At 60.0% G+C, this 24,764-nt stretch carries 26 protein-coding genes and 1 pseudogene; 11 read left to right on the forward strand and 16 right to left on the reverse strand.

Going from position 1 to position 24,764, the window contains the following annotated elements:
• The 7 genes from EEQ99_RS00005 to EEQ99_RS00035 all read right to left on the reverse strand — a co-directional run.
• Nucleotides 1-284, reverse strand: a 284-nt coding sequence (locus EEQ99_RS00005) for an ACT domain-containing protein (RefSeq protein WP_244604737.1), incomplete at its 3' end; no start/stop codon positions are given.
• A 91-nt stretch (nucleotides 285-375) separates the two neighbouring features.
• Nucleotides 376-1,683, reverse strand: a complete 1,308-nt coding sequence (gene glnT / locus EEQ99_RS00010; protein ID WP_063475679.1) for a type III glutamate--ammonia ligase — start codon at nucleotides 1,681-1,683, stop codon at nucleotides 376-378.
• Between the two features lie 91 nt (nucleotides 1,684-1,774).
• Nucleotides 1,775-3,103, reverse strand: coding sequence for an FMN-binding glutamate synthase family protein (locus EEQ99_RS00015; protein ID WP_003594873.1), 1,329 nt, complete (start codon nucleotides 3,101-3,103; stop codon nucleotides 1,775-1,777).
• A gap of 14 nt (nucleotides 3,104-3,117) precedes the next feature.
• Nucleotides 3,118-3,804 carry a GltB/FmdC/FwdC-like GXGXG domain-containing protein gene (locus tag EEQ99_RS00020; RefSeq protein ID WP_047611831.1) on the reverse strand — a complete coding sequence of 229 codons (687 nt, stop codon included), beginning with the start codon at nucleotides 3,802-3,804 and terminating at the stop codon, nucleotides 3,118-3,120.
• Between the two features lie 55 nt (nucleotides 3,805-3,859).
• Complete coding sequence (locus EEQ99_RS00025) at nucleotides 3,860-4,765, reverse strand: class II glutamine amidotransferase (protein ID WP_063475680.1); 906 nt, start codon at nucleotides 4,763-4,765, stop codon at nucleotides 3,860-3,862.
• Between the two features lie 88 nt (nucleotides 4,766-4,853).
• Nucleotides 4,854-5,537: a helix-turn-helix domain-containing protein gene (locus tag EEQ99_RS00030; protein ID WP_063475681.1), complete on the reverse strand. Its 684-nt coding sequence runs from the start codon at nucleotides 5,535-5,537 to the stop codon at nucleotides 4,854-4,856.
• Between the two features lie 80 nt (nucleotides 5,538-5,617).
• Nucleotides 5,618-6,577: a GlxA family transcriptional regulator gene (locus EEQ99_RS00035; protein WP_097630148.1), complete on the reverse strand. Its 960-nt coding sequence runs from the start codon at nucleotides 6,575-6,577 to the stop codon at nucleotides 5,618-5,620.
• An 86-nt stretch (nucleotides 6,578-6,663) separates the two neighbouring features.
• On the opposite strand from EEQ99_RS00035, the gene EEQ99_RS00040 reads away from it, so the two are divergent.
• The 6 genes from EEQ99_RS00040 to EEQ99_RS35440 all read left to right on the forward strand — a co-directional run bounded on the left by EEQ99_RS00040 (nucleotide 6,664) and on the right by EEQ99_RS35440 (nucleotide 12,506).
• Nucleotides 6,664-7,914 (forward strand): sarcosine oxidase subunit beta family protein, encoded by a 1,251-nt coding sequence (locus EEQ99_RS00040; RefSeq protein ID WP_097542647.1) that lies wholly within the window; start codon nucleotides 6,664-6,666, stop codon nucleotides 7,912-7,914.
• Between the two features lie 12 nt (nucleotides 7,915-7,926).
• Complete coding sequence (locus EEQ99_RS00045) at nucleotides 7,927-8,208, forward strand: sarcosine oxidase subunit delta (protein WP_047611841.1); 282 nt, start codon at nucleotides 7,927-7,929, stop codon at nucleotides 8,206-8,208.
• Nucleotides 8,205-11,159: a sarcosine oxidase subunit alpha family protein gene (locus EEQ99_RS00050; RefSeq protein WP_097622399.1), complete on the forward strand. Its 2,955-nt coding sequence runs from the start codon at nucleotides 8,205-8,207 to the stop codon at nucleotides 11,157-11,159. Before EEQ99_RS00045 ends, EEQ99_RS00050 begins: the two co-directional genes overlap by 4 nt.
• Nucleotides 11,152-11,697 carry a sarcosine oxidase subunit gamma family protein gene (locus EEQ99_RS00055; RefSeq protein WP_097542645.1) on the forward strand — a complete coding sequence of 182 codons (546 nt, stop codon included), beginning with the start codon at nucleotides 11,152-11,154 and terminating at the stop codon, nucleotides 11,695-11,697. The genes EEQ99_RS00050 and EEQ99_RS00055 overlap by 8 nt, the downstream gene beginning before the upstream one ends.
• A 96-nt stretch (nucleotides 11,698-11,793) precedes the next feature.
• Nucleotides 11,794-12,105: a ribbon-helix-helix domain-containing protein gene (locus EEQ99_RS00060; RefSeq protein ID WP_097622649.1), complete on the forward strand. Its 312-nt coding sequence runs from the start codon at nucleotides 11,794-11,796 to the stop codon at nucleotides 12,103-12,105.
• Entirely contained in the window at nucleotides 12,102-12,506 is a 405-nt protein-coding gene (locus EEQ99_RS35440) for a type II toxin-antitoxin system RelE/ParE family toxin (protein ID WP_097622400.1), read from the forward strand. The genes EEQ99_RS00060 and EEQ99_RS35440 overlap by 4 nt, the downstream gene beginning before the upstream one ends.
• Here the strand turns inward: EEQ99_RS35440 and EEQ99_RS00070 are convergent.
• From EEQ99_RS00070 to EEQ99_RS00105, 9 genes and pseudogenes are all read right to left on the reverse strand, one after another.
• Entirely contained in the window at nucleotides 12,426-13,583 is a 1,158-nt protein-coding gene (locus EEQ99_RS00070; protein ID WP_164735876.1) for an MFS transporter, read from the reverse strand. The two genes, EEQ99_RS35440 and EEQ99_RS00070, sit on opposite strands and share 81 nt — an antisense overlap.
• A gap of 15 nt (nucleotides 13,584-13,598) precedes the next feature.
• Nucleotides 13,599-13,766: a hypothetical protein gene (locus tag EEQ99_RS34940; RefSeq protein ID WP_244604738.1), complete on the reverse strand. Its 168-nt coding sequence runs from the start codon at nucleotides 13,764-13,766 to the stop codon at nucleotides 13,599-13,601.
• Nucleotides 13,767-13,782: 16 nt separating this feature from the next.
• Nucleotides 13,783-14,256 (reverse strand): annotated as a pseudogene (locus EEQ99_RS35520) (HAD-IIIA family hydrolase); the annotation flags it as partial.
• On the reverse strand, nucleotides 14,231-15,007 hold the full coding sequence (locus EEQ99_RS00080) for an NUDIX domain-containing protein (RefSeq protein WP_097622403.1): 777 nt from the start codon (nucleotides 15,005-15,007) through the stop codon (nucleotides 14,231-14,233). The gene EEQ99_RS00080 and the pseudogene EEQ99_RS35520, both read right to left, overlap by 26 nt.
• The gene (locus tag EEQ99_RS00085) at nucleotides 15,001-16,134 is read right to left on the reverse strand and encodes an NAD(P)/FAD-dependent oxidoreductase (protein WP_097542640.1); all 1,134 of its coding nucleotides are present in this window, start codon (nucleotides 16,132-16,134) and stop codon (nucleotides 15,001-15,003) included. Before EEQ99_RS00085 ends, EEQ99_RS00080 begins: the two co-directional genes overlap by 7 nt.
• Entirely contained in the window at nucleotides 16,134-17,078 is a 945-nt protein-coding gene (locus EEQ99_RS00090; protein WP_164735877.1) for a GHMP family kinase ATP-binding protein, read from the reverse strand. Before EEQ99_RS00090 ends, EEQ99_RS00085 begins: the two co-directional genes overlap by 1 nt.
• A gap of 86 nt (nucleotides 17,079-17,164) precedes the next feature.
• Nucleotides 17,165-17,743: a D-sedoheptulose-7-phosphate isomerase gene (locus tag EEQ99_RS00095; protein WP_206114689.1), complete on the reverse strand. Its 579-nt coding sequence runs from the start codon at nucleotides 17,741-17,743 to the stop codon at nucleotides 17,165-17,167.
• A 23-nt stretch (nucleotides 17,744-17,766) separates the two neighbouring features.
• A complete protein-coding gene (locus EEQ99_RS00100) occupies nucleotides 17,767-18,891 on the reverse strand; it encodes a glycosyltransferase family 2 protein (protein ID WP_097622404.1) in 1,125 nt (374 codons plus the stop codon).
• A 207-nt stretch (nucleotides 18,892-19,098) separates the two neighbouring features.
• The gene (locus EEQ99_RS00105) at nucleotides 19,099-20,418 is read right to left on the reverse strand and encodes a TadA family conjugal transfer-associated ATPase (RefSeq protein ID WP_244604739.1); all 1,320 of its coding nucleotides are present in this window, start codon (nucleotides 20,416-20,418) and stop codon (nucleotides 19,099-19,101) included.
• Between the two features lie 469 nt (nucleotides 20,419-20,887).
• On the opposite strand from EEQ99_RS00105, the gene EEQ99_RS00115 reads away from it, so the two are divergent.
• Genes EEQ99_RS00115 through EEQ99_RS00135 form a run of 5 tightly spaced genes read left to right on the forward strand, consistent with a single transcriptional unit; the run spans nucleotide 20,888 to nucleotide 24,763 of the window.
• On the forward strand, nucleotides 20,888-21,091 hold the full coding sequence (locus tag EEQ99_RS00115; protein ID WP_047611854.1) for a hypothetical protein: 204 nt from the start codon (nucleotides 20,888-20,890) through the stop codon (nucleotides 21,089-21,091).
• A 13-nt stretch (nucleotides 21,092-21,104) separates the two neighbouring features.
• Nucleotides 21,105-21,668: an A24 family peptidase gene (locus EEQ99_RS00120; RefSeq protein WP_047611856.1), complete on the forward strand. Its 564-nt coding sequence runs from the start codon at nucleotides 21,105-21,107 to the stop codon at nucleotides 21,666-21,668.
• Nucleotides 21,669-21,673: 5 nt separating this feature from the next.
• The gene (locus EEQ99_RS00125) at nucleotides 21,674-22,471 is read left to right on the forward strand and encodes a TadE/TadG family type IV pilus assembly protein (RefSeq protein ID WP_063475689.1); all 798 of its coding nucleotides are present in this window, start codon (nucleotides 21,674-21,676) and stop codon (nucleotides 22,469-22,471) included.
• Nucleotides 22,468-24,111, forward strand: coding sequence for a TadE/TadG family type IV pilus assembly protein (locus tag EEQ99_RS00130; RefSeq protein ID WP_097622405.1), 1,644 nt, complete (start codon nucleotides 22,468-22,470; stop codon nucleotides 24,109-24,111). Before EEQ99_RS00125 ends, EEQ99_RS00130 begins: the two co-directional genes overlap by 4 nt.
• Nucleotides 24,083-24,763, forward strand: coding sequence for a TadE/TadG family type IV pilus assembly protein (locus EEQ99_RS00135; RefSeq protein ID WP_063475691.1), 681 nt, complete (start codon nucleotides 24,083-24,085; stop codon nucleotides 24,761-24,763). The genes EEQ99_RS00130 and EEQ99_RS00135 overlap by 29 nt, the downstream gene beginning before the upstream one ends.
• Nucleotide 24,764 lies beyond the last annotated feature (1 nt).

The raw sequence follows: 24,764 nt of genomic DNA on the forward strand, positions 1-24,764 counted from the left end.
AAGCGCGACACCATCAGCAGCACCTTCATGCGCTTCTCGCTGTCGTGAAACTCGTAATCCATCTCGAAGGGCGCGGCGACGGCTGTAAAACCGGCGTCGATATCGGCCCCCGAAAGCCCTTCTTCCGAAATGAAGCTGACGCGCATGAAGAACTTGCCGGTATCGAGATCGTCGAACTGCGAGCTGTCGATGATGTTGCAGCCCTTCTCCGCCAGATAGCTCGAAATCGCCGCAACGATGCCGCGCGTCGATTTGCAGGATACGGTGAGTACGAAGTTCTTCATGCGGTCTTTTCCTTCGCCGTTTCAAGCGCAGAGAACCTGGGCGCGCCGGCGCTTTTCCGTCCGGCGTGCCTATTGCAGGTCTGCCCGCTCCTCAGATGTCGAGCGTGTTGTCGCGTTCCCACTGGGTGAAATGCGAGCAGTAGGCATTCCATTCCCGATGCTTGAGCTTGAGGTAGGCGGCGGAAAACTCAGCCCCGATGGCCGCCTTCAAGCCCTCGTCGGCATCATAGGCCCGCAGCGCGTCGAGCAGGTTGAGCGGCAGGCGCGGTGCGTCCTTCACCAGATGCCCCTCGGCATACATGTCGATATCGTAATGCCGGCCGGGATCGGCCTGGCTGCGGATGCCGTCGAGGCCGGCGGCGATGATGATCGCCTGCAAGAGATACGGGTTGACCGCCCCGTCCGGCAGGCGCAGCTCGAAACGTCCGGGTCCCGGCACACGCACCATGTGGGTGCGGTTGTTGCCCGTCCAGGTCACGGTGTTCGGCGACCAGGTGGCGCCCGATGTGGTGCGCGGCGCGTTGATGCGCTTGTAAGAATTGACCGTCGGATTGGTGATCGCGGCGAGCGCCGAGGCGTGCTTCATGATGCCGCCGAGGAAGGTTTTACCCTGAGCGGAGAGCCCGAAGGCCATTTCCTTGTCCGCGAAGGCGTTGACCTTGCCATCGATGTCCCAGACCGAGATGTGGGCATGGCACCCGTTTCCGGTCAGGCCCTTGAAGGGCTTCGGCATGAAGGTGGCGCGAAGGCCGTGCTTTTCGGCGACCGACTTGACCATGAACTTGAAGAAGGAGTGCTTGTCCGCCGTCTGAAGCGCGTCGTCATATTCCCAGTTCATCTCGAACTGGCCGTTCGCGTCCTCGTGATCGTTCTGATAGGGCTTCCAGCCGAGCTCGAGCATGTAGTCGCAAATCTCGGCGATGACATCATAGCGACGCATCACCGCCTGCTGATCATAGCAGGGCTTCTCGGCGGTATCGAACTGGTCTGAAATCACCGAGCCATCGGCAGAGATGAGAAAGAACTCGGGCTCCACGCCGGTTTTTACCCGCAGCCCTTCTTTCGCAGCTTCGGCGACCAGTTTTTTCAGCAGCACGCGCGGGGCCTGTTCGACAGGCTGATCGTCCATGACGCAGTCGGCGGCAACCCATGCGACGTCCTTTTTCCAGGGCAGCTGGATGACGGAGGAAGCATCGGGAACCGCGAACAGGTCGGGATGGGCAGGCGTCAGATCGAGCCATGTTGCGAAGCCCGCAAAGCCGGCGCCATCTTTCTGCATGTCGGCGATGGCTTCGGCGGGAACCAGCTTGGCGCGTTGGCCGCCGAACAGGTCGGTATAGCTGATCATGAAATATTTGATGCCTTTTTCGGAGGCGTATTGCGAGAGGTCCAGTGTCACGTTTGTCCCCTTGTATTGACCTTATGTAATGATCTTAGACACTTGATGGTGAAGCCGGCCGCATCCTCCCAAACGCGCCCGGCCGGCGTTTTTAGAAACCGGTCTTGCCGGGGATCCAGTTGGTGCCGGCGAGCGGCACCTGCGCCATGGCCGATGCCTCGATCGTCAGTGCGACGAGGTCTTCCGGCTCAAGGTTGTGCAGATGGTTCTTGCCGCAGGCACGCGCGATCGTCTGGGCCTCGAGCGTCATGACCTTGAGGTAGTTGGCGAGGCGGCGGCCGGCCGCAACCGGGTCGAGGCGTTTGGCAAGCTCCGGGTCCTGGGTGGTGATGCCGGCCGGATCCTTGCCTTCATGCCAATCGTCATAGGCGCCGGCCGTCGTGCCGAGCTTTTGGTATTCCTCTTCCCAATGCGGATCGTTGTCGCCGATCGCGACGAGCGCCGCCGTGCCGATCGCGACCGCGTCGGCGCCCAGCGCCAGCGCCTTGGCAACGTCGGCGCCGGAGCGGATGCCGCCCGAAACGATGAGCTGCACCTTGCGGTGCATGCCGAGATCCTGCAGCGCCTGGACAGCCGGACGAATGCAGGCGAGCGTCGGCATGCCGACATTCTCGATGAAGACGTCCTGGGTCGCCGCCGTGCCGCCCTGCATGCCGTCGAGCACGACGACATCGGCGCCCGCCTTCACCGCAAGAGCGGTGTCATAGTACGGACGCGCGCCGCCGACCTTGACGTAGATCGGCTTTTCCCAGTCGGTGATCTCACGCAGCTCCATGATCTTGATTTCCAGATCGTCGGGGCCGGTCCAGTCCGGATGGCGGCAGGCCGAGCGCTGGTCGATGCCCTTGGGCAGGTTGCGCATATTGGCGACGCGGTCGGAGATCTTCTGGCCGAGCAGCATGCCGCCGCCGCCGGGCTTGGCGCCCTGGCCGACCACGACTTCGATCGCGTCGGCGCGGCGCAGGTCCTTCGGATTCATGCCGTAGCGCGACGGCAGATATTGGTAGACCAGCGTTTGCGAATGGCCGCGCTCTTCATCGGTCATGCCGCCGTCGCCTGTCGTGGTTGAGGTCCCGGCGATCGTCGCGCCGCGGCCGAGCGCTTCCTTGGCATTGCCGGACAGCGCGCCGAAGCTCATGCCAGCAATGGTGATCGGCGTCTTCAGCGTGATCGGCTTCTTGGCGAAACGTGAGCCGAGCACCACAGTCGTGTCGCATTTCTCGCGGTAACCTTCGAGCGGATAACGCGAGATGGAGGCGCCGAGAAACAGCAGGTCGTCGAAATGCGGAACCTTGCGTTTGGTGCCGGCGCCGCGGATGTCATAGATACCGGTCGCGGCCGCGCGGCGGATTTCGGCAAGCGTATAGTCGTCGAATGTCGCGGACTTGCGCGGCGGGGTATAGGGGTTGTGATAGCTCATGGGGGTCCCTCGCCTTAATACGCGTCGGCGTTGTCGATGTTGAAATTGTAAAGCTTGCGGGCGGAGCCGTAGCGCTTGAACTCTTCGGGCCTGACGTCCGTGACCCCGGCGCGATCGAGCAGTTCGGCAAGCTTGTCCAGATGCTCCGGCCGCATCTCTTTCTCGATGCAGTCGGAGCCGAGGCTTTTGACCTCGCCGCGGACGAACAGCTTGGCTTCGTAGAGCGAATCCCCCAACGCATCGCCGGCGTCGCCCAGCACGACCAGATGGCCGGATTGACCCATGAAGGCCGACATGTGGCCGATGCTGCCATGAACGACGATGTCGATGCCCTTCATCGAAATGCCGCAACGCGACGCCGCGTTGCCCTTGATGACGAGCAGGCCGCCGCGGCCGGTGGCGCCGGCATATTGGCTGGCGTCGCCCTCTATGACGACGGTGCCGGACATCATGTTTTCGGCAACGCCCGGACCGGCCGAACCATGAACCGTCACCCTGCCGCCGTCATTCATGCCGGCGCAGTAATAGCCAACCGATCCTCTGACAGCGACCGTGACGGGGCTGTCGATACCAACGGCGACGGCATGGCTGCCGCGCGGGTTGATGACTTCGAATTCAGTGTCGTTGGCACCCTGGGAAAGGGCGTGCAGCGCGCTGTTCAGTTCGCGAAGAGGCGTGTTGGAAAGATCGAATGTGGGCATTTATTCCTCGTTGGTCCGAGACGGTTTGCGCCGGCTCCTGCTTTTCAGGCGTCCTTCAGGCGGCCTTGTCGTGATCCCAGAAGTAAACGGTTGCCGGCTCCGGCTCCCAGACACGGGCATTCTCGATGCCGGGAAGGTTGACCAGCGCGCGATATTCCGAGCCGAAGGCGACATACTGATCCGTCTCGGCCATGACGGCGGGCTTGCAGGCGATCGGGTCGCGCACCACGCCGAAGCCGGACTTGGTGCCGACGACGAAGGTGAAGAAGCCGTCGAGATCGTCGAGCGCGCCCGTCAGCGCCTGACCGAGATCCTTGCCCTTGGCCATTTCGGCCGTCAGATAAGCGGCGGCGACTTCGGAATCGTTCTGCGTCTCGAAGGTCATGCCTTCGCGCACCAGTTCGCGACGCAGGTTGTTGTGGTTGGACAGCGAACCGTTGTGCACGAGGCACTGGTCGGCGCCGGTCGAAAACGGATGCGCGCCGAGCGTGGTGACCGCGGATTCCGTCGCCATGCGGGTATGGCCGATGCCGTGGGTTCCGCTCATCGCGCGGACGCCGAAGCGCGCCACGACGTCTTTCGGAAGGCCGATCTCCTTGTAGATTTCGACGCTTTCGCCCGATCCCATCAGACGGACCGCCGGGCGGATCTCTTCAAGCGCCTTGCGCACATTGCCAAGCTTGGACGCGTCCAGCTCGATGACCGCATGCGTGCTCTTGATCGAGACGTCGGCTTTGATGCCGGCCTTCTCAAGGTCGCCGGCGAGGCCGTCGAAATCCGCGCCGGGATTGGCCGACTGGATGGTGATTTTTGCCCTGCCTTCGGCGGAGCCGCCATAGATGGCGATGCCGGCCGAGTCCGGACCGCGATCGGTCATGGTTATCAGCATATCCGAGAGCAGATTTCCCAGCTGAGGCTCAAGGCTCTTGTCCTTGAGGAACAGTCCAACGATGCCGCACATAGGTGTGCCTCCTTTCATGTTGAGAAAGGACTAGCAGGTCTACATCAGGACATCAACTGGGAGGAATAAACTTTTCTTCTAAGGCAAGTCAGCTCTTGGAGTTCTGCTGGGGATAACTGATGATCGAGAGGTACTTGCTCGGCAACTTCATCAACTGCTCCGGCCCATGGGGCGCGTCGGCGTCGAAGAACAGGCTGTCGCCCGGCTGCATCTGGAAAAGCTGGTCGCCGTGGCGATAGATCACCTCGCCTTCGAGCATGTAGAGAAACTCCATGCCCTCGTGCTGGAAGGTCGGGAAAATATCGGAATCGGCCGTCAGCGTGATCAGATAGGGCTCGACGATGACGCCGCTGGTATTGTTGTCGATATGGCCGAGCAGATTATATTGATGGCCGGCGCGCGTGCCGCGCCGTTCGAGCTCGATGCCCTGCCCCGCCTTGACGAAGACGGCATTGCGCGGTTCCTCGAAGCGGCGAAAAAAGGCGGTCAGCGGCACGCCGAGCGCCCGCGACAGCGATTGCAGCGTCGTCAGCGACGGCGAGATGTTGCCGTTCTCGATCTTCGACAGCATGCCGAGCGAAATGCCGGTCGCGGCCGCCAGATCGGTGACCGTGATGCCGAGTTTCTTGCGGTAGGCGCGCACCTCGTGGCCGATCGCCATTTCGAGGTTGTTCTCCTTCGGCTCCCGGACGGCGTGCGGATCCTGGGAAAAGGGCGCGCGTCCACTATGCGCCTGTTCCGGTTGCTCTGCCGCTTCACGCTTGGATTTCATGGATTTTCCACCGCCGCCTTCTCTTTGATCTGAAGGCAACCCTATCGCCATAGTGAAAATTCCTCAACCGTGAAGAAAACCTATTCCCGCCGCGCCGCGCGCGGAGCGATGCCGTAGACGGCGCGGAACATCCGGGAAAAATGGCTCAGACTGGAAAAACCGGTGGCGACCGCGATTTCCGAGACCGAAAGCGGGCTCTGTTTCAGCAGGCGATGGGCATGCTGCAGCCTGATCCTGCGATACTGATCGAGGAAGGTGGTGCCGAGATGGGTGGCAAAGAGCCGGTCGAGATGGCGTGCGGTGACGCCGGCGATGCGCGCCATGGCGGCACGTTCGAGCGGCATCTCGATCGTCTCCTCCATCCGTTCGAGAACACTGAGCAGGCCGGGATGATGGACCCCGTAACGTTCGGCCAGCGAGGCGCGCTGCGGGGCTGCCGGCTCGTTGACCTCGGTATGAAGGTACCAGTCGCTGACCCGGCGGGCGAAATCCGGTCCCATGCGCTCGGCGATTAGCACATGCATCATGTCGAGGGGCGCGATGCCGCCGCCGCAGGTGATCCGGTTGCCGTCGATCATGAAGCGCGCCTGGCGCGGCGTGAGGTCCGGGAAGGCTTCGAGAAGGGCGGCTGCATGCTCCCAGTGGATGGTGAAGTCGCGGCCGCCCAGCAATCCGGCGGCGGCCATCAGATAGGGGCCACCCGAGATGCCGCCGATCCGCACACCTTCGCGCGACAGCTGCCGCAAGCAGGCAAGCACACCGGGATATCGCCAGTCGCGCGGTGACCCGCCGGCGCAGACAAAGGCTGTTCCAAGTCCCGAGCCTCTGACCGGCAAAAGTTCGGCGGGAACGCTGGTGCCCGAGGAGGAAAGCGCCGCTGCACCATCCGGCGAGAAGATCCGCAGCCGATAGATCTCGCGCCCGGCCAGAAGATTTGCCGCCCTGAGCGGCTCTGTGGCCGAGGCATAGGACATCAGCGCAAATCCCGGGATGAGGATGAAGCCGATTGTCTGGACATTTTTGCTATCAAATGAAGACATGTCTCTTTCTTAGCGATTTATGTCCTTATCGTGCAAGTACATGCGTCTCTTTCTGGCATCATGCTCCTGTTCTTTCCGGGTGACCCATGCGCTATTCCGCTCTTTCGATTTTTCTGAACGGCCTTCGCGGCAACAAGGGCTGGGCGCCTGCCTGGCGCGATCCGGCGCCGAAGCCGCATTACGACGTCATCATCGTCGGCGGCGGCGGCCATGGTCTTGCCACCGCCTATTATCTCGCCAAGGAGTTCGGCGTCACCAATGTCGCCGTCCTCGAAAAGGGCTATCTCGGCTCCGGCAATATCGGCAGGAACACGACGATCATCCGTTCGAACTACCTGCTATCAGGCAACAATCCCTTCTACGAGCTGTCGATGAAGCTTTGGGAAGGGCTGGAGCAGGACTTCAACTTCAACGCCATGGTCTCGCAGCGCGGCGTGCTCAACCTCTTCCATTCCGATGCGCAGCGTGACGCCTATACGCGCCGCGGCAACGCCATGCGGCTGCACGGCGTCGACGCCGAGCTTCTCGACCGGCAGGCAGTGCGCCGGAAATTGCCCTTCCTCGATTTCGACAATGCCCGTTTCCCCATTATGGGCGGCCTGTTCCACCCGCGCGGCGGCACGGTGCGTCACGATGCGGTCGCCTGGGGTTATGCGCGCGGCGCAGACAGCCGCGGCGTCGACATCATCACCCAGTGCGAGGTGACCGGTATCCGCCGCGAAAATGGTCAGGTGACCGGCGTCGAGACCAGCAAGGGCTTCATCGGCTGCGGCAAGCTGGCGCTCGCAGCCGCCGGCAACTCCACCGTCGTCGCCGATATGGCCGGCCTGCGGCTGCCGATTGAAAGCCATGTGCTGCAGGCCTTCGTCTCCGAAGGCCTGAAACCCTTCATCGACACGGTCGTCACCTTCGGCGCCGGGCATTTCTATGTCTCCCAGTCCGATAAGGGCGGCCTCGTCTTCGGCGGCGATATCGACGGCTATAATTCCTATGCCCAGCGCGGCAATCTCGCTTCGGTCGAACATGTCGCCGAGGCCGGGCTGGCGATGATCCCGTCGCTTTCGCGCGTGCGCTATCTGCGCTCCTGGGGCGGCGTCATGGATATGAGCATGGACGGCTCGCCGATCATCGACCGCACCCATATCGACAATCTCTACCTCAATACCGGCTGGTGTTACGGCGGCTTCAAGGCGACACCCGCCTCCGGCTTCTGCTACGCCCATCTGATCGCCCGCAACACGCCGCATCAGACCGCCCGCGCCTTCCGGCTCGACCGTTTCGCGCGCGGTTATCCGATCGACGAAAAGGGCGTCGGCGCCCAGCCCAATCTGCACTAAGGACATTCGACCATGGCAAGCCTGATTTCATGTCCCCATTGCGGTGCCCGGCCCAAGGAGGAATTTTCGATCCGCGGCGATGCCAGCCTTGCCAGGCCGGCGCCGGATGCCGGCGCGGATGCCTGGTTCGACTATGTCTATCTCCGTGACAATCCGCGCGGCCGGCACAGCGAATACTGGCATCACACCTCCGGATGCCGCCGCTGGCTGATCGTCGAGCGCGACACCGTCACCCATGCGGTCCACCGCGTCAGGGATGCCGCCCTTTCCAAGCTCGGCGGAGAACCGGCATGACGAGTTTCCGTCTCTCCTCCGGCGGCCGGATCGACCGCGCCACAACGCTCGGCTTCACCTTCGACGGCAGGCCGCTCGAAGGCCATCCGGGCGACACGCTCGCCTCGGCGCTGCTCGCCAACGGCGTCCAGCTCGTCGGCCGCAGCTTCAAATATCACCGCCCGCGCGGCATTCTGACGGCGGGGGCCGCCGAACCGAACGCGCTGGTGACGACAGGCAGCGGCGGGCGCACCGAACCGAATACACGCGCGACGATGATCGAGCTTTATCAGGGGTTGACGGCAAAGAGCCAGAACCGCTGGCCCTCTCTCGGCTTCGATATCGGCGCGGTCAACGGGCTGCTGTCGCCCTTCCTCAGCGCCGGCTTCTATTACAAGACCTTCATGTGGCCGGCGGCCCTCTGGGAAAAGCTCTACGAGCCGGTGATCCGCAAGGCGGCGGGCCTCGGCAGAGCCTCCTACGAAGCCGATCCTGATTCCTACGAGAAATGCTGGGCGCATTGCGATCTGCTGGTGATCGGCGCCGGCCCTGCCGGCCTTGCCGCAGCGCTGACCGCCGGCCGGGCCGGCGCACGCGTCATCCTCGCCGACGAGGGGCCGGAACTCGGCGGTAGCCTGCTTTCCGAGACCGGCACCGTCGACGGCAAGCCGGCGGGCACTGTTCTCAACGAGCTGCTTGCCGAGCTGGAGGGCCTGGAGAACGTGCGCCGCATGCCGCGCATGACGGTGTTCGGCTGGTACGACGACAATGTCTTCGGCGCCGTCGAGCGGGTGCAGAAGCATGTAGCGATGCCCGATCCGGATCGTCCGGTCGAACGGTTGTGGCGCATCGTCGCCCGCCAGGCGATCCTGGCGACCGGCGCCGAAGAGCGGCCGCTCGTCTTTGGCGGCAACGATATTCCCGGTGTGATGATGGCAGGCGCCATGCGCAGCTATCTCAACCGGCAGGCGGTGGCGCCGGGCCAAAGCACGGTGATCTTCACCACCAATGATGCCGGATATGACACCGCCGCCGACCTTGAAGCCTCCGGCCTTCGAGTTGCGGCGATCATCGACAGTCGCGCCGATGGCGGCAAGAGCTGGCAGGGCCGTGCCGAGGTTCTGCGGGGCGCCCGGGTGATCGATGCGTTCGGCGGCAAGCGCCTGCACAGCGTCGGCGTCGAAACCGCAGGCGGCCTTCGCCGGATCGACGCGGATGCGCTCGCGATGTCGGGTGGCTGGAGCCCGGTCATTCATCTTGCCTGCCATCGCGGCGGCAAGCCGCGATGGTCGGAGGAGACTTCGGGGTTTCTGGCGCCGACTGCACAGGAAGGCCTCGCGGTTGCGGGCGCCGCAGACGGCCTTGCGCAGACCACAGCCTGCCTCGGCGATGGCGCCGCAAAGGCCGCCGCCGCATTGCAGGCAATCGGCCTCGCCGCGGAACCGGCCTTTGCTTCCGCCACCGAGACGGCTCAGCACGCAAAGCCGCTCTGGTCGGTCAAAGGTTCAAAGGGCAAGGCCTTCGTCGACTATCAGAACGACGTGCATCTCAAGGACCTTGGGCTGGCCGTGCGCGAAGGCTACGGCCATGTCGAGCTCGCCAAGCGTTATACCACCAGCGGCATGGCGACCGACCAGGGCAAGCTTTCCAACATCAACGCCATCGGCATTCTCGCCGAGACGCGTGGCGTGTCGCCCGCCGAGGTGGGAACGACGACCTTCCGGCCCTTCTATACGCCGGTCTCCTTCGGCGCTTTGACCGGGGCATCGCGCGGCAAACATTTCCAGCCGGCGCGCAAATCGCCGCTGCATGGCTGGGCCGAGAAAAACGGCGCGGTCTTCGTCGAAACCGGCCTCTGGTATCGTTCTTCCTGGTTCCCGCGCGTGGGCGAAACGACGTGGCGCGAAAGCGTCGACCGCGAAGTATTGAACATCCGCAAAAATGCCGGCCTCTGCGACGTCTCGACCCTCGGCAAGATCGAAATCTTCGGCAGGGATGCCGCGACCTTCCTCGATCGCATCTATTGCAACGGCTTCGCCAAGCTTGCCGTCGGCAAGGCGCGTTACGGCATCATGCTGCGCGAGGATGGCTTCATCTATGACGACGGCACCACCAGCCGGTTCAGCGACGATCATTTCTTCATGACGACGACGACCGCACTTGCCGCCGGCGTGCTCACCCATCTCGAATTCTGCGCCCAGACGCTCTGGCCGGAGCTCGACGTCTGCTTCGCCTCCTCCACCGATCAATGGGCGCAGATGGCCGTTGCCGGGCCGAAGTCGCGCGACATCCTCTCCGAGATCGTCGACGAGGATCTGTCGGATGCGGCCTTCCCCTTCATGAGCGCCCGCAAGGTCTCGCTCTTCGGCGGCGGGCTCGAAGGCCGGCTCTTCCGGATCTCCTTCTCCGGCGAACTCGCCTACGAGCTGGCAGTACCGGCCGGCTACGGCGAAGGCGTTGCCGACGCGATCATGGCAGCCGGTGAGAAACATGGCATCTGCGCCTATGGCGCCGAAGCGCTCGGCGTCATGCGCATCGAGAAGGGCCACGTCACCCATGCCGAGATCAACGGCACGGTCACCCCAGGCGATCTCGGTTTCGGCCGCATGGTTTCATCAACCAAGCCGGATTTCATCGGCAAGGCCATGCTTGCCCGCGACGGCCTGCAGGATCCCGAGCGCCCGCGCCTCGTCGGCGTCAAACCGCTCAATCCGACAAGCGGCTTCCGCACCGGCTCGCATATCCTTGCCGAGGGCGCTGCGGCGACGCTCGAAAACGATCAGGGCTACGTCACATCGAGCGCCTTTTCGCCGGGGCTCGGCCATACGATCGGCCTGGCGCTCGTCAAGCGCGGGCCGGAGCGTATCGGCGAAAAGGTGACGGTCTGGAACGGCCTGCGCAATGAATTCACCGATGCGGTGCTCTGCCATCCCGTCTTCATCGATCCCGAAAACGAGAAGCTTCATGCCTGATCTTCCGCAACACAAACCGGTTCTGGCCGGAACGGTTTATAACGGCATCTCGGAGGCCGGCATCCGCCTGCAAGCCCTGCCGGAGGGGCATCTCCTGCATGTGCTCGGCGCGATAGAGCCATCCGCGCTCGCTGCGGAATTGGCAAAGGCAGGCTTTGCAAAAAGTTCGATCCGCAAGGCGGGCTTCGGTCAATGGTTCGTCGCCGGCGACGAACCACTCGTCCCTGCCAGCCTTGATGCCCTCGCCGCAGCGCTTGCCGGAAAAGCCTACGTCATGGACCAGAGCCACGGGCGTGTGCGCATCGGCGTTTCCGGCCGCTCTTCGCGGGCGCTTCTCTCAAAGGGCACCGCCGTCAATCTCGATCCCGGCGTCTTCCCGGAAGGCCATTCGGCCATGACCATGGTTGGTCATCTCTCCGTGCAGATCGTCCGCACCGGCGATGACAGCTTCGAACTCACGGTCCTGCGCAGCTTTGCCGAAAGCCTCTGGGACGAACTCACCCATATGGCGGCGAGCGCCGAAAAGGACGACGCATAGGGGCCATCCGTGTCGGCAATGGCGCCATTTCCAGGATACTTGGCAGGAGGTCGAGGCGGTGGTAATCTTTACCACCGCGGGGAAATGGAGCTGCTTGTGCCCAACGTCGAAAAGATTAGTGTCTCGATGACGCCACAGCAGGCGGATTTGCTGCGCGATGCCGTGGAAAGCGGCGCATACGCCAGCAGCAGCGAAGTAATCCGTGAAGCTATCCGCGACTGGTCTGCAAAATGGGAATCCCGTAAGGGCGACATTGAGCGCTTGCGCGCATTCTGGGCCGAAGGCAAGGCAAGCGGCGGCATTGAGCCCGTAGATTTCGATCGGCTGCTCGACGAGGCACGCCAGGAAGCCAAGCTCGCCGCCCAGCATGCCCGCTCGTCTGGACTGTCGCCGCCCGCGCCGGCGTGAAAAAAATCTACGCTGACATCGCCCGGGAACAGCCTCAGGCGGCGGAGCGATATTTCCGCCGTTTCCGAGAGAAGGCGATGCTTTTGATCGACCAGCCGCGTCTCGGCTCACGCCAACGGGATATCAGTCCCTCGGCGCGCATGCTCGTTGAGGCTCCCTATGTAATCCTCTACGAGACCCATCCGGACACCGACCAAGGGCCGGTGGAATTGGTTGAGAGAGAGCGGTTCCGGCTGGGGGCGAATGACACTCTAACGACGGTGATCGAGTGGTCGGATGAAAAATATGGCAGGTGCGATTTCCTGCACGTCGCATGGAAGCTACCGAGCGTGCTGTTTCCTGTCGGCGGCGATCGGGAGCAGAATCAGCCCGCCCGCCAGGACCATGATGGCTGCAACTAGGATGGGACCTCGATAGCTTGCAAAATAAAGTGTTGACGTGCCGATAACTGGTGCCGCGACCAATGCGCTTAGACGCGAAGCGTTGGAAAAAAGTCCCGTCATGAATCCAATCTTCGCCGGGTGAATTTCCTGGAACCAGGCAAGCCCCATTCCTATCACGGATGCAACGAATACGGCGTTAAGAGCCTGTAAGAGCAGAACTTGCAGGTAGTTTTGTGAGGCTGAAAGGCCGATGCAGTAAAGGAGCCCTGCTAGACAGCCAATTTTAAACACGAATGCGCGTCCACGTCTTTCTGCGACAATTGGCAATAAAAAGAACAGCGGCATCTCAAACGCGGCGGCCAAGCTTGCGACGAGGCCGATCTGAAACAGAGTTGAGTGAAACTCATCCCTTAGCAACAAGGAGACCACGTTGCCCGTGATATAGTTGGTGCCCAGAAGGAGCACAAAACCAGCGAACATCAAGATAACAGTAATTTTTCCGTTTTGACCGTTGTCCCTCTTAGCTCGGGGAAACGGTGGGTTGGATGACGGCATCCACCAAATAAACATGCTGTTGGCTAAACAAAGAGTCGCGGCAATCCAAAATATGCTTGATAGACCGAAACTGGTCATCGCTGTGGTGGCTGCTGCTGGTCCCACGACCCATGCGACAGAAAACAGGCTCCGTAATTTCACAACGAGCGATGGGTTGGAATGCGTCCGTCGAATGTATGCGAAAAAGAGGCTCGATAACGCGCTGTATGGTCCCAGCAACAGAACAAACAGCAGGCCAAGCGTGTGCGGGTCTGACACGAAAGGAATGCTAGCCAACCCGAAAAATGCAACGCAATTCACCGTGGAAAGCATTCTTCGGAGGTCTGAAACGCGATCGGAGATCGCCGGTATAATCAATGTGAAAACCAAGCCGGCAATACTGTTCAGACCCAAAAGCCAGCTTAGCGTGGTGGGGTCGACGCGAAATCTCTCATACAGATACAAGGAAAGATTGGGATTTACTGACGCCGTTAGCAGGCCGATGGACAGAGCATAGGCGACATTATTCCACCGAGTTGACGTGGTCTCGGCGTCACTCATAGACATTGCGATCCCTTAAATCTCTTTGTCGAAGGATTGATGATGCGGCCAGCGCAATGGCGTCAGCGGCTTCATCTGCATAAAGATGGGAAAATCCCGTGGAAGCAGGGCTCGCTCGCTTCGATCGCGGGTCCGATATTTGAACTGCACCGGCAAGTCCGGCTCGCGCAGCTGCTTCAACATCAGAGAGCCGATCTCCGACAAGCCAACACCGGTCCGCGCGTAACTCCAACCGGTCACAAATTGCCTGTATCATGCCCGGGCCTGGCTTCCTCCATTCGAACTCCTCCACTAAGTCCGGATTTGGAACCTGAGCGCAGGCTGCAATAGCTTCGAACATTGGAGCATCTCTTGAGATCGATTGCTCTATGTGATGGCACACCAACTCGAAATCAGCCCAGGAGTAATACTTTCTTCCAATGCCGCTTTGATTTGTCACGAGAGCGACGAAGATTCCTGACCGGCGACAAAATTGGATCGCATTGATCACCCCGGGCAGGAGTTCAACTTGCCGAATACTCCCCACATATCCGCTATCGACGTTGAGGACGCCATCCCGGTCCAAGAATAGAATTTCCTGCCGCGGTCGGCTTTGTCGTTCGCGTCGCCAGTATATGCGAGAATGGAATTTCTCGTATTCCTGCCGCTTATAACCGGCCAGTGGTTTCAACATGGCGTCTCGCGAAGTTAATGCCTCTGATATAGCTCCACGTCCTCGGAAAAGTCGCCAGTTGCTTCACATCCTCTGATAGAACGGCATCAAATGGATGCGTAAAGATGCTGTTTGCCTCATTCCGATCATCCGCATCCCGGCTGAGGCTCACAATCTCCGCCGCAGTGTGACCGGCCCTCATAACGAAGAACAGCTCCGGATGGCAGTAGACAGGATCATACGCTAGGCCGATCAGCCATGATCGGTCTGGATCAACATCCAGAACCCCAAGTTCTTCTTTCACTTCGCGCGTGGCTTCTTCGAATAGATTGATCTCTCCATCGCGCGCGGTCGGCTCGGCATATCCGCCGACGAAATAGAGACCACCCGGGTTTTGCTCGGCTGTTAGGCTCCGCTGAGTGAGGACAAGGTGGTTATCGCGGCTGACAAGAAGAACAGTCAAGCCCAGGGGGTCTGCTCTTCCTGACGCTGGAAACTCATCAGAAAACGACGGCTGGCGTGATGTGATGTAAGCGGAGAAGGATGTCCGCTCTGCCTCGATTGCCGCGATGCCCTTTGCGCTCGCAAAAGATTTGAGCCTGAGAAGTGCGCCATCGAACGCGCTCGGCCGAGTCCGTGTGAAATCTGACCAAATGCGGAACTGTTCCGATCGACCTGCGTCATCGAACTCGAAACTACCAGCGAGCTTGCAGCGGACATTTCGAGCTACCACTGAAAGATGGGTCTCTTCCGGGAATCTGTGTTTCACCATGAATATGTGTCTCCCGGCCGTTTCGTTATTGAATACGTGAGCATGGCTTGTAATTTGGCGGCTACCTCTGCTGCCATGAGGGGAGCTTCCGTTGCTTTGCCTGGAAGGGCGAGGATCTCATTTTCAGAAAGCTCTATGACATGCACGTCAACTGATCGTGGGCCGGCGCTGCTGACATGAATGCTCGGCTTCAGGCAGGCATTGGACTGATAAGCTGCGAAATGCGGGACGTTATAGGTTGTATTCAGCCGGTCTTTGATGCCGGCAACAGTGGAGGGCACCTGGTCATAGTTGGGCGCTTCGATTTCCAAATCCTCCTGGCTCTGACATACAACGCAGTAGTCGCCTTGGGGCATCACCGAAACGTCACCGGGATCGACGATCATGTATCCAAATTTCGTGAAACGCTTCGTCAAAACAACATGACTTTTCCATAGTTTAACAGTCGTATCCCCGAGTGAACTCCACCGGTCTCTGTTTCGCTCCAACAAGCCTTTTGTTTCGAAACCTGCGCAATAGACGACCTGCTTTACCCTCACGCGCTTGGTCTCACCCGCGACCGTGATTGTTGCAATGCCATCGACGTATGAAGACAGGCGATGTCCCACCCACGTGGTGACGCCTCTATGAAGCATCCGGGATAGGAGCTTCTGGTAGACCATTGCGTAGTTGATCGGCAGGTCCTTCACGTATGCAGCAACCGTGGCGTTTCCGCGGAATTCAAATTCAGGGTTGGCCAATTGGGCAGAAGAAAGAGGGATCGCTTCTATCTGAAAAGAGGCCCATCTTTCCAGGGCTCGGTCTGCGAGAACCTTGTCGCGGACAAGAAGGCGAACCGGCGCTGCGTTGTGATGGATCGCCGTCCAATGATGCGTGCGGTAAAATTCGCACCCTTCCCTGCATCGTTGCGCAGTGCGGGCCGCCCGTATCGGATCATCGATCACAGCGGCATGAAAACCGCCACCGTGAACATAGCCCCCGTTCCGAGTGCTTGGACCAGGAGCGATTTTATCTCCTTGCTCGATGAGGAGGACTTTTGCGCCAAGTTCGCTTAGAACGTCGGCAGTTGTGAGCCCTGCGCAGCCAGCTCCCACGACCAAAACATCAAAGTGATCTGCACCTTCCATTAAGACGCTCCCACGCCAGAGTAGTCAATCTTGTCGGCACGAGAGCCTTCGCTATGGATGGAAACCTTGTGCAAGGCTTTGCTGTGAAAGGCATCCTGGAGCTGAGCATGTGCGCTAGGGGGCGCTAGAAACAGGAAATATCCTCCTCCGCCGGCTCCCAGAATTTTCGCACCTAAAGCCCCGCAACGCTTGGCTCGATTGTAAATCTCCGCCAGCTCAGGTTTGCCATCTAAAGCGCCAAGGCGCTCTTTGAGATGCCACGCCTCGTCGAAGTAATTTCCGACGTTCGATAGATCCGAACGTTCCAAGTCCAATGCCAAGTCTTCAGCAAGGTGGACCATCCTTGCCAGAACCTCGTCGCGTGCAACGGGCGACACAAGAACCCTTTGTGTTGCCAATGTTTTCGACGCGTCCCGGCGATAACCGCTGTCGAGCAGCATAAGCCAGCTTGACAATTCTGCTTGCACATCAGGCGAAAGGTCGAGGCCACGGCATTCGACCGTTTCGTTAGACAGAAACCGATAATGTCGAAGACCGCCAAAGGCCGGAGGGTAGGCATCCTGCTTCCCGATCTCGCGGCCAGCAATTATCATTTCGGCGTGCGCAGCGCGCGCTGCTAGCTCATTCGGTTCGAGAAAATGACCGGCGAGTTGCACAAGTGCATTGAACAGGCCAACGGCAACGGCACTGGATGCTCCAAGGCCGCTTCCGCTTGATGTGACGTCCGACATGATCGAAACGTCAACTCCCCCTCGCCAGTTGAGAGACTGGAAAACCGATCGTAGGATCGGATCGCTTATCTTATGCCAGGTTGAGAATAGCTGTTCCGAATGAGTAACCAACCTGATTTTGCTATCGCGTCGCCATTTGGCGGTCACGAACACAAACTTGTCGATGGCGGTGCTCACGACGCCGCCATTCATTTTCTTATAGAAGCTTGGCACATCACTTCCTCCACCCAGGAAGCTCACCCTCAATGGGGTTTTTGAAACTATTAAGTCGGGCGGTACGTCAGGCGATTTGAGATGGCTCATGCAGCAGCAATAGGGGGAGTGTGCCGCTTGATCAGTGTGCGCAGGATCATGTGTCCGACCATCATGTGAATGTCTTCACATATTTGCATGTCGGAACGCGAAACGTGAAGAATCCGGTCGGACAACGATACCAGTGCTCCGCCATCAAACCCGACGATCGAGGCGACCGTTGCGCCAAGGGACTTTGCGACTTTCGCCCCTTGGACGACGTTGGCGGAGTTGCCACTACCGGAAATCAGCAGAACAACGTCGCCGGGATCGACTACATTGCGGATCTGCTCGGCAAAACTTTCTGGATAGGATTGGTCGTTCGCGTGGGCAGTCAGCAAACCAATATTGTCAAGAACGGACCGACCACGAAACCGCCTCCCTGTCGCGAGTGGGAGCGATTTGTTCCAGTCAGTAACGTAATGGAGCGCCGTCAAAGCACTGCCGCCATTGCCGCAAACTATGATTTGCTTATCCCGCTGCCAAGCGTCATCGATCAGATCAACGAAAGAGGCAATCGAATTTAAATGCACTGACGCCAAAGCGCTATTAAAATCCGTTATATATTCGGATATCGCATTTTGCACTATAACTTTCCTTCACTTATACTTTAGGTGGCAGAGGCTCTATAGTCATTTTCCCATGGCTTTCCTGAATTCATCGATATTTTTATTTCTGGGGCTCGTTCGTGATAGAGATGGGCAAAAATGCCGGGAAGGCGGGCGATTTTCTCAATCGCTTCAACCCGGCTGAAGAAGTCACGGTCTTCTCCTCCCCAGCCGACAAAGCCTGCGTCGAATCCGCCAACGGCGTCGAATGTTTCTTGAAATAACCAGACACAGCCTCCTGGTGCATTCTTCGAAACGTACCCGAAGATTGGGCAGGCAGACCGAAATCCCTTTTCGTATATTCGGCCCGTATCTTCCGGCTGAATGAAGTACATGTCCGTGTAGGGAAAGAGTACCTTGCAGCCCGACTCAATGAGGCAACCTATCGACTGATCGACAAATGTTTCATCTAGGTAGGCATCACCGTCGAGAATGCAGAGAATCCCATCATCCGATCTGCAAATTGATGAGCCGAAATTAATCGCTGCTGATTTGTTGAATTTGCCGGTGTTCAGCCGATGATGATATTGGATGTCGTAGTGCTCCAGTGCCCCCCTGTTGCGGGGAATCTCATCATCTTCGACAACGACGATGGATACTGCTCCAGCGCTCTGTCGGGTAAGTACCCTCAAACACGAAAGCAGGTTTCGCAGCCGGCCGTCATGAGGGACGGTTGCTCGAAAAGGAATTATAACGCTGACTTTACCGGGGTGATCTGATCGCCGCTTGCTCGGAGACGCCGAATTTGCGTCAAAATTTTGCATGGCAAAAAGCAGCCTCGTTTCAGAAAGGACACGACTCGCTACAATAGTTGCCTGGTTGACCGGCATGCCGGGCCGTTCAAGGGCATCTTTGATGCTCGACAAAACACCCCTAAAAAAAGAAGGCACCGAAGGAGAGATAGACCACGCTTCGGCTACCTCGATTTCCAATCCCTGCCGCACAAATTCGACTGTCGACTTATGGAGTTCCCGCTCTTTCTCCCAACGAGGAGGGCTGATTGCTTTGGACTCGGGGTCAAAGTACGACACAACAGATGCCGCCAAGGCCGTTGCACAGTCGAACATTGGGGGCGTGCTATATCGGAACATCGGCTCACATTGAAATAAAACAATCAATCTACCCATGATTGCGGATTATGACAGTTTTGTGAACCCTTTAAATTGTAGGGGATAGCGAACAAGAGTATCGGCCCGGCATTAATGGCGATTCGATTTCCGCAGAAAAATCTGCGCGGCCGGTGCATGCTATCGACGCTCGGCGCGATCTCCGGGCCTTTTACCAAGCGTCGAAAGTCGGGCAGACAGTTCCCAAGTAGCGTCCGCCAACAGATTTCAAGCCGTTGCCCGCGCGGTGGCTTCGGCCGTCATCCACTCCGCGCGCTCTGCGCCTTGCAGTTCTTCCATCGCATCGGTGGCGAAGCTCGGCACGACGCCGGTCCACAGCAGTGCGCCATCGGAATTGGAATGGCCGTCGCCCTCGAGTTTGTAGATGCTTTCGACGATATACTGGCCGTCATTGTTCAGGCCCTTGATCTCGGAAATCTCGATCACCCGGCGCCTTCCGGTGCGCTTGAAGCGGGCGATCTGCACGACGACGTCGACCGCCGAGGCGATCTGGGCGCGCAACGGCCGCAGCGGCATGTCGATATCCGACATCAGCGCCAGCGTTTCCAGCCGGTGCAGGGCATCGTAGGGCGTGTTCGCATGCACTGTCGAAAGGCTGCCGCTGTGCCCCGAAGTCATTGCCTGGATCATATCGAGGGCCTCGCCGCCACGGCATTCGCCGACGATGATGCGATCGGGCCGCATGCGCAGCGACGAGCGGAACAGGTCGCGGATGCTGGCGCCGCCGCGGCCGAAACGGTCAGGCTTCGTCACTTCGAGATAGACCACGTGCTCCTTGCGGATCTGCAGTTCCGAGGTGTCCTCGATGACGATGATGCGTTCGTGGTCGGCAAAGGCTTCCGACAGCGCGTTCAGCATCGTCGTCTTGCCGGTGCCGGTGCCGCCGGAGATGATGACGTTCTTCTGCAGCCCGACGGCCGCCTGCAGCAGCGACAGCGACTCCTCGGTCAGGCTGCCCTGTGTGACGAGATCGCGGATGCTGCGATGTTCTTTCAGAAAGCGGCGGATGGAGATGCAGAGCCCGGTGCGGGCCGCCGGCGGCTGGATCATCTGGACGCGTGAACCATCCGGCAGGCGGGCCTCCACGCTCGGCTCCTCCGGCGTCAGCCGCTTGCCGGAGAATTGCGCGATGCTGCGCGCGGCCGATTCCAGGTCCTCGCGACTGGCGAAACGCGTATCGGCGCGTTCGAGCTTGCCTCGCCTTTCGACGAAGATGTCGGATGTCCCGTTGATCAGGATTTCGGAAACGCTCGGATCCTCGAGGAGAAAACGGATCGGCCCGAGCAGCTTGTCCAGCGCCCGGGTCAGAACCTGGAAGGTTGCCTGTTCGGCAGCGTCGTCGGAAACGGCTTTCATCAGAGCGGCATCCCGACCAGAACCGTGCTCATGCCGAAGAGTGTCGCCATCATCTGAACGGCGGTCGGAAAGAACATCATCAGTGGAATGAGGACCAATCCAAGTATCAAGATGCTGCTCATCGTTTCCATCGTTTTCTCTCCGGATCGACTGGCGGACCATGTCCACCATTTGAGGAAAGCTTAATCCAGATCCTCAAATAACACCATGGTTGGGCTCGACGAAGACGGCCGCTATGAGTGAAGCGCGCCACTTCTTCTATCGCTTTGAAAGAATTGACCAATTATGGAGCAGTAGACGAGGTGCCGCAACAGCGCCAAAAACTTCATCTCGGCAGGTAAAACTGCAGACGGTTCAAACGGTTAGTTGAAAAACTCCGCCGTCAACTGCGGCTTTGCCGGCGACGTCTCCAAGTCAATTGGAACCCTTCGTTTCGTTTGCTTGACGGAGGGCTGGCCTTGGGCGCACTCTTGGGTCTTAATGGTGTTGCTCAACAAGCGTTGGCCGCTGGGGAAGATAAGCTGAAGCAGAAAATATCATTGGAACGAGCAACGTGCTGGTTCGGATCGATAGCGTATGCTTGCTTCATCTTCGCCAAGGTCTTCGATCCGAAACAAACCTAGGAACGAGGAATACGCAGATGTTTGGAAAACTCAAGACTATCGCAATTGCACTTCACAAGGACGAGCGCGGCGACATGGCCCAGATCGTCCTGGCCGTCGCTTTGATCGTCATTCCGCTGATGCTGCTTTTGCTCGCATTCGGCAAACAGATCGGCGAATGGTTCAACGAAAAGAACACGGCTCTCTCCGACGCTGAGAGAATTCCCGAGCCGGGTCAATAAGCGGATCAGTGTCATGGACATGACCTACGATCTGACCCTGATGCCTGCAGCGGCGGCTCTTGCCGTCGCCTGCACCATGACCGCGGCGGTGCTCGACCATCGCCACGGTCATATCCCGAACGCCGTCACCTATCCCTGCCTGCTTGGCGGGTTCATGCTGGCAGCGCTCAGTGGCGGTCTGACCGGGATCGGCCTGGCCTTTGCCGGGCTCCTCGCAGCCGGCCTGATCTTTTTCATCGCCTTCGCAGCCGGAAGCTGCGGCGGCGGCGATGTCAAGCTGATGGCGGCGCTCGGCGCCATTCTCGGCCTGTGGCCCGCCATCGACGTGACCCTCGCATCGCTTATGATCGGCGGCGTGATCGCCGTTTTCTCGATGGCGCGGCGTGTTCAGTGGAGCGTGCTGGCCCGAACTGTCGGACTGTTTGCGCTGCTCCTGCCCGCCGGTTTCCGCGATGCCGCTTCGGTGCTGAAGCCGCGCGAAACCCATCATACCGTCCGCTTCGGCGTTGCCGCTGCGCTCGGACTTCTCTGGTGCCTTTTCATGCCCGATTTCACCCCTCTCTCACTCGTGAGGTAACGGCAATGCGCGCGGAACTCGAACGCCCCATCTTCGACGGTGCTTTCTGGAGTTCGATCCTGCACTCACGGACCTTCTGGATCCCTGAGGATCACGGCGCGCTCTTCGGCACCTTCGCGATCGCCATGATCTTGCTTGCCTCGATGCTGCTGCTGCCGCGGCTTTCCGCCCGCCGGCGCCGGATATCCGAGCTGCACGGCGATACATCAGGCAGCACGACAATGATGGATTTCGTGCTCGTCACGCCGGTCTTCGTCTTCTTCATGTTCGTGGTCTTCCAGTTCACGATCCTGGCTAAAAACCACCTCTTCACCCATTACGCCGCCTATGCGGCGGCGCGCAGCGCCCGCGTCTATTTCTGCCCGGCCCTGCCGATCACCATCCGAAGCTTGATCGACGCCAAGACCTGCGACGACGATGCCGCCGCCGGCAAGGCCGATCTTGCCGCCCGCCTGGCGCTGATCCCGGCCGCTCCCTACGACCAGCTGAAATGCGTCGGCGCCTGCCAGCCGCCGGAAGACGCACTGAAAAGCCTCGCCGACGCCTCGGGCCTTTCGAAGAACTGGCGCGCGATGCGCAACCAGGCCCGTTATATGTTCGATCCGCAGAACGTCACCGTGACTGTCGACCGTGCGCCGATGGCGCTTTATGCCGCCATCAATCGCTCGCCGCACGTGCCGGTGACCGCCAAGGTGGAAGCGCGTTTCCTGCTGCTCGAATATGCCGGCTGGGTCTTTGCCCGCGGCCAAAGGAAGGACGGCCGCTACTACACGATTTCGACGGCGGAGGTGAACTTGCTATGACACCGACCTTCATCAAACGTCTGCACCGCGACGAACGCGGCTTCCTCTCGCCGATCATTCTCTACATGACGATCGCGCTCGCTTTGATGATCGTCTGGATCCTGAACACCGGACAGATGATCTACGACAAGCAGCGCACGCAGGATACGGCCGACGCCGCCGCCCTCGTCCACGCCGACTGGGAAGCGCGCTATCTCAACATCATGGCGATGAACAACGTCGCCTCGTCGCAGGCAACCGTCGTCATGGCGACCTCGGTCGCCTTCCAACTTACGACGGCGGAACTGGCCCTGCGCTCGGGTGTCATTCTGGCGAAACTCGCCGAATATTCCTTCACGGAAGGCTTTGGGCCGGCATCCCTGCTGCCGCCGCTTCCGCCGATGCCCTATTGCCCCGGCTGGCAAAAGGTGCCGATCGTCGGCGGCATAATCTACGGCGCTTGCTTGGCGTTCCAGGGATTCCGGGCGACGGAAGCCACCAAGGCGATTGCCTATACGGTGGCGGCGCAAGTCAAATACGATCCCTGGGGTCTTATCAACAAGTCCAGTGACATCATCGATGCGATGAACGATCTGAACGACTACCTCGTCGAAAGCTTTCCGCAGCGCGTCGGCAACGAAGCCCTGCACCTCGTGCGCCTCAACAAGTCGGATCACGTCGTCTTCCATCCCCCGTGCGAATCCTGCGGCCAGGCCGGAGAAGGTGCCGGCGGCAACCTGCCGGTGGACCGTGATGGCGTCAATCCCGCCGCGGCCTATACCGAAATGTGCCTTGCCATGTCCTATGGGACTCAGGGACAGGATCCGCTCCTCATGCGCGGCGAGTTCGCCAATCGTGGCTTCCCCAACGGCAAGGGTCCGCTGACGGCAGGCGGGGTCGACGGCAGCCATATTCGCGACTGGGTCAACCACGAGAGCGGCATCGACGATCAACTGGTGGAATTCTACATCTTTTATGAAGCCTTCGGCCCGGCTTACCTGAGCAAGGTTCCGTTCAAGGCGATTGTCGAGCAATATGCCGGCGACCTCGGCTTTTGGGAAGAATTGGCGCTCGATGTCAGTTTCTGGCTGGCAGACAAGGTCTTCGGCGTCGGCTTCGGCATCACCAACCCCTTCCAGCTGCCGATCGACGTGCCGCCGCGTTATTCGGATGCGCAGACAAAGGACGAGAACGACTTCACCCGCAAGTTCGACATGATCTGGAACCAGGTCTGCGGCCCGGCGGGCGGTGCGATCTCCGTGGCGGGCGCTAGTCTGCCCGTCGTCTCCTTCCCGAAGCCCTATTGGCTGAAGGGACGCATACCCTTCAACTTCACGCCCTTCGGGGGCGACCAGCTCACCGACTACCAGACGCTGGCGGTCGTTTCGCGCGCACCGCGCGCCCGGCTGCAGGTCCGCATCTTCAAGGACAAGACGCCATCCGCCTATGCCTTGGCGCAGAGCTGGGTCCACAATTACACGGCCTTCGACCTCTATACCCAGGACTGGCTCGCATCGCTGGCTCCCGCCACGCTTGCCGACGATATGGGCGAGGTCTCGAACACCATCAAGCAGAGCCCGGCCGCCGACAGTTTCACCGGCCTGACGCGCGTCTTCGATCAGGGAGGAGCCAATGCCTGGGCTGCCGTCAACACACACTGAGCCAATGGGCGGTCCTCCGGGCCGCGGGCTGCTGATGCGGCTGCACCGCGACAGTCGCGGGCTTGCCTCGATTGAATTCGTGCTCGCCGCGCCGGTCATCCTGCTGATCGTGATTTTCGTGATCCACGCGAACAGGATTTCCACCAAGAAGGTCGGGACCATGCTCGCCATGCGCAACTCCGCCTTCGCCGAGGCGAATGGGCTCACCTGCACCTCCGACTTCTCGAACGTCTTCCCGATCCCGGCCTTGCCGGCCCTGCCCGGCCGCGACGCCATGAACTGCTCGCGCACCCCGTCGCATGAAGGCGACGGCGAACCGCAACGCACCTTTGTCTGGGACGACGTGCAAAATACCCTGAAGAGCGACGGTCGCGACTTCGGCGATATGGTCGGCGACCTCGCCAACGAAAAGCCGCAGCTGGTCACCGCGACCGCCGACCGGGTCTACAAGTTCAGGGATTCCGACGATCTCGATACGATCAGGAGCATCCGCTGGAAGGATGCGTTCACGGTGGATGACTCGACGCTGTTTGCCTCGCACAACAACGATACCACGCGCCGCGGCTACGATCCGACGCTGCGCCGGGAAATCCGCGATGTGGCCGACGATTCCGGCGATCTCTTCGACGGCGTCTTTCCGGGAGCGAAATGAG

Source organism: Rhizobium anhuiense (assembly GCF_003985145.1).
Taxonomy (GTDB): domain Bacteria; phylum Pseudomonadota; class Alphaproteobacteria; order Rhizobiales; family Rhizobiaceae; genus Rhizobium; species Rhizobium anhuiense.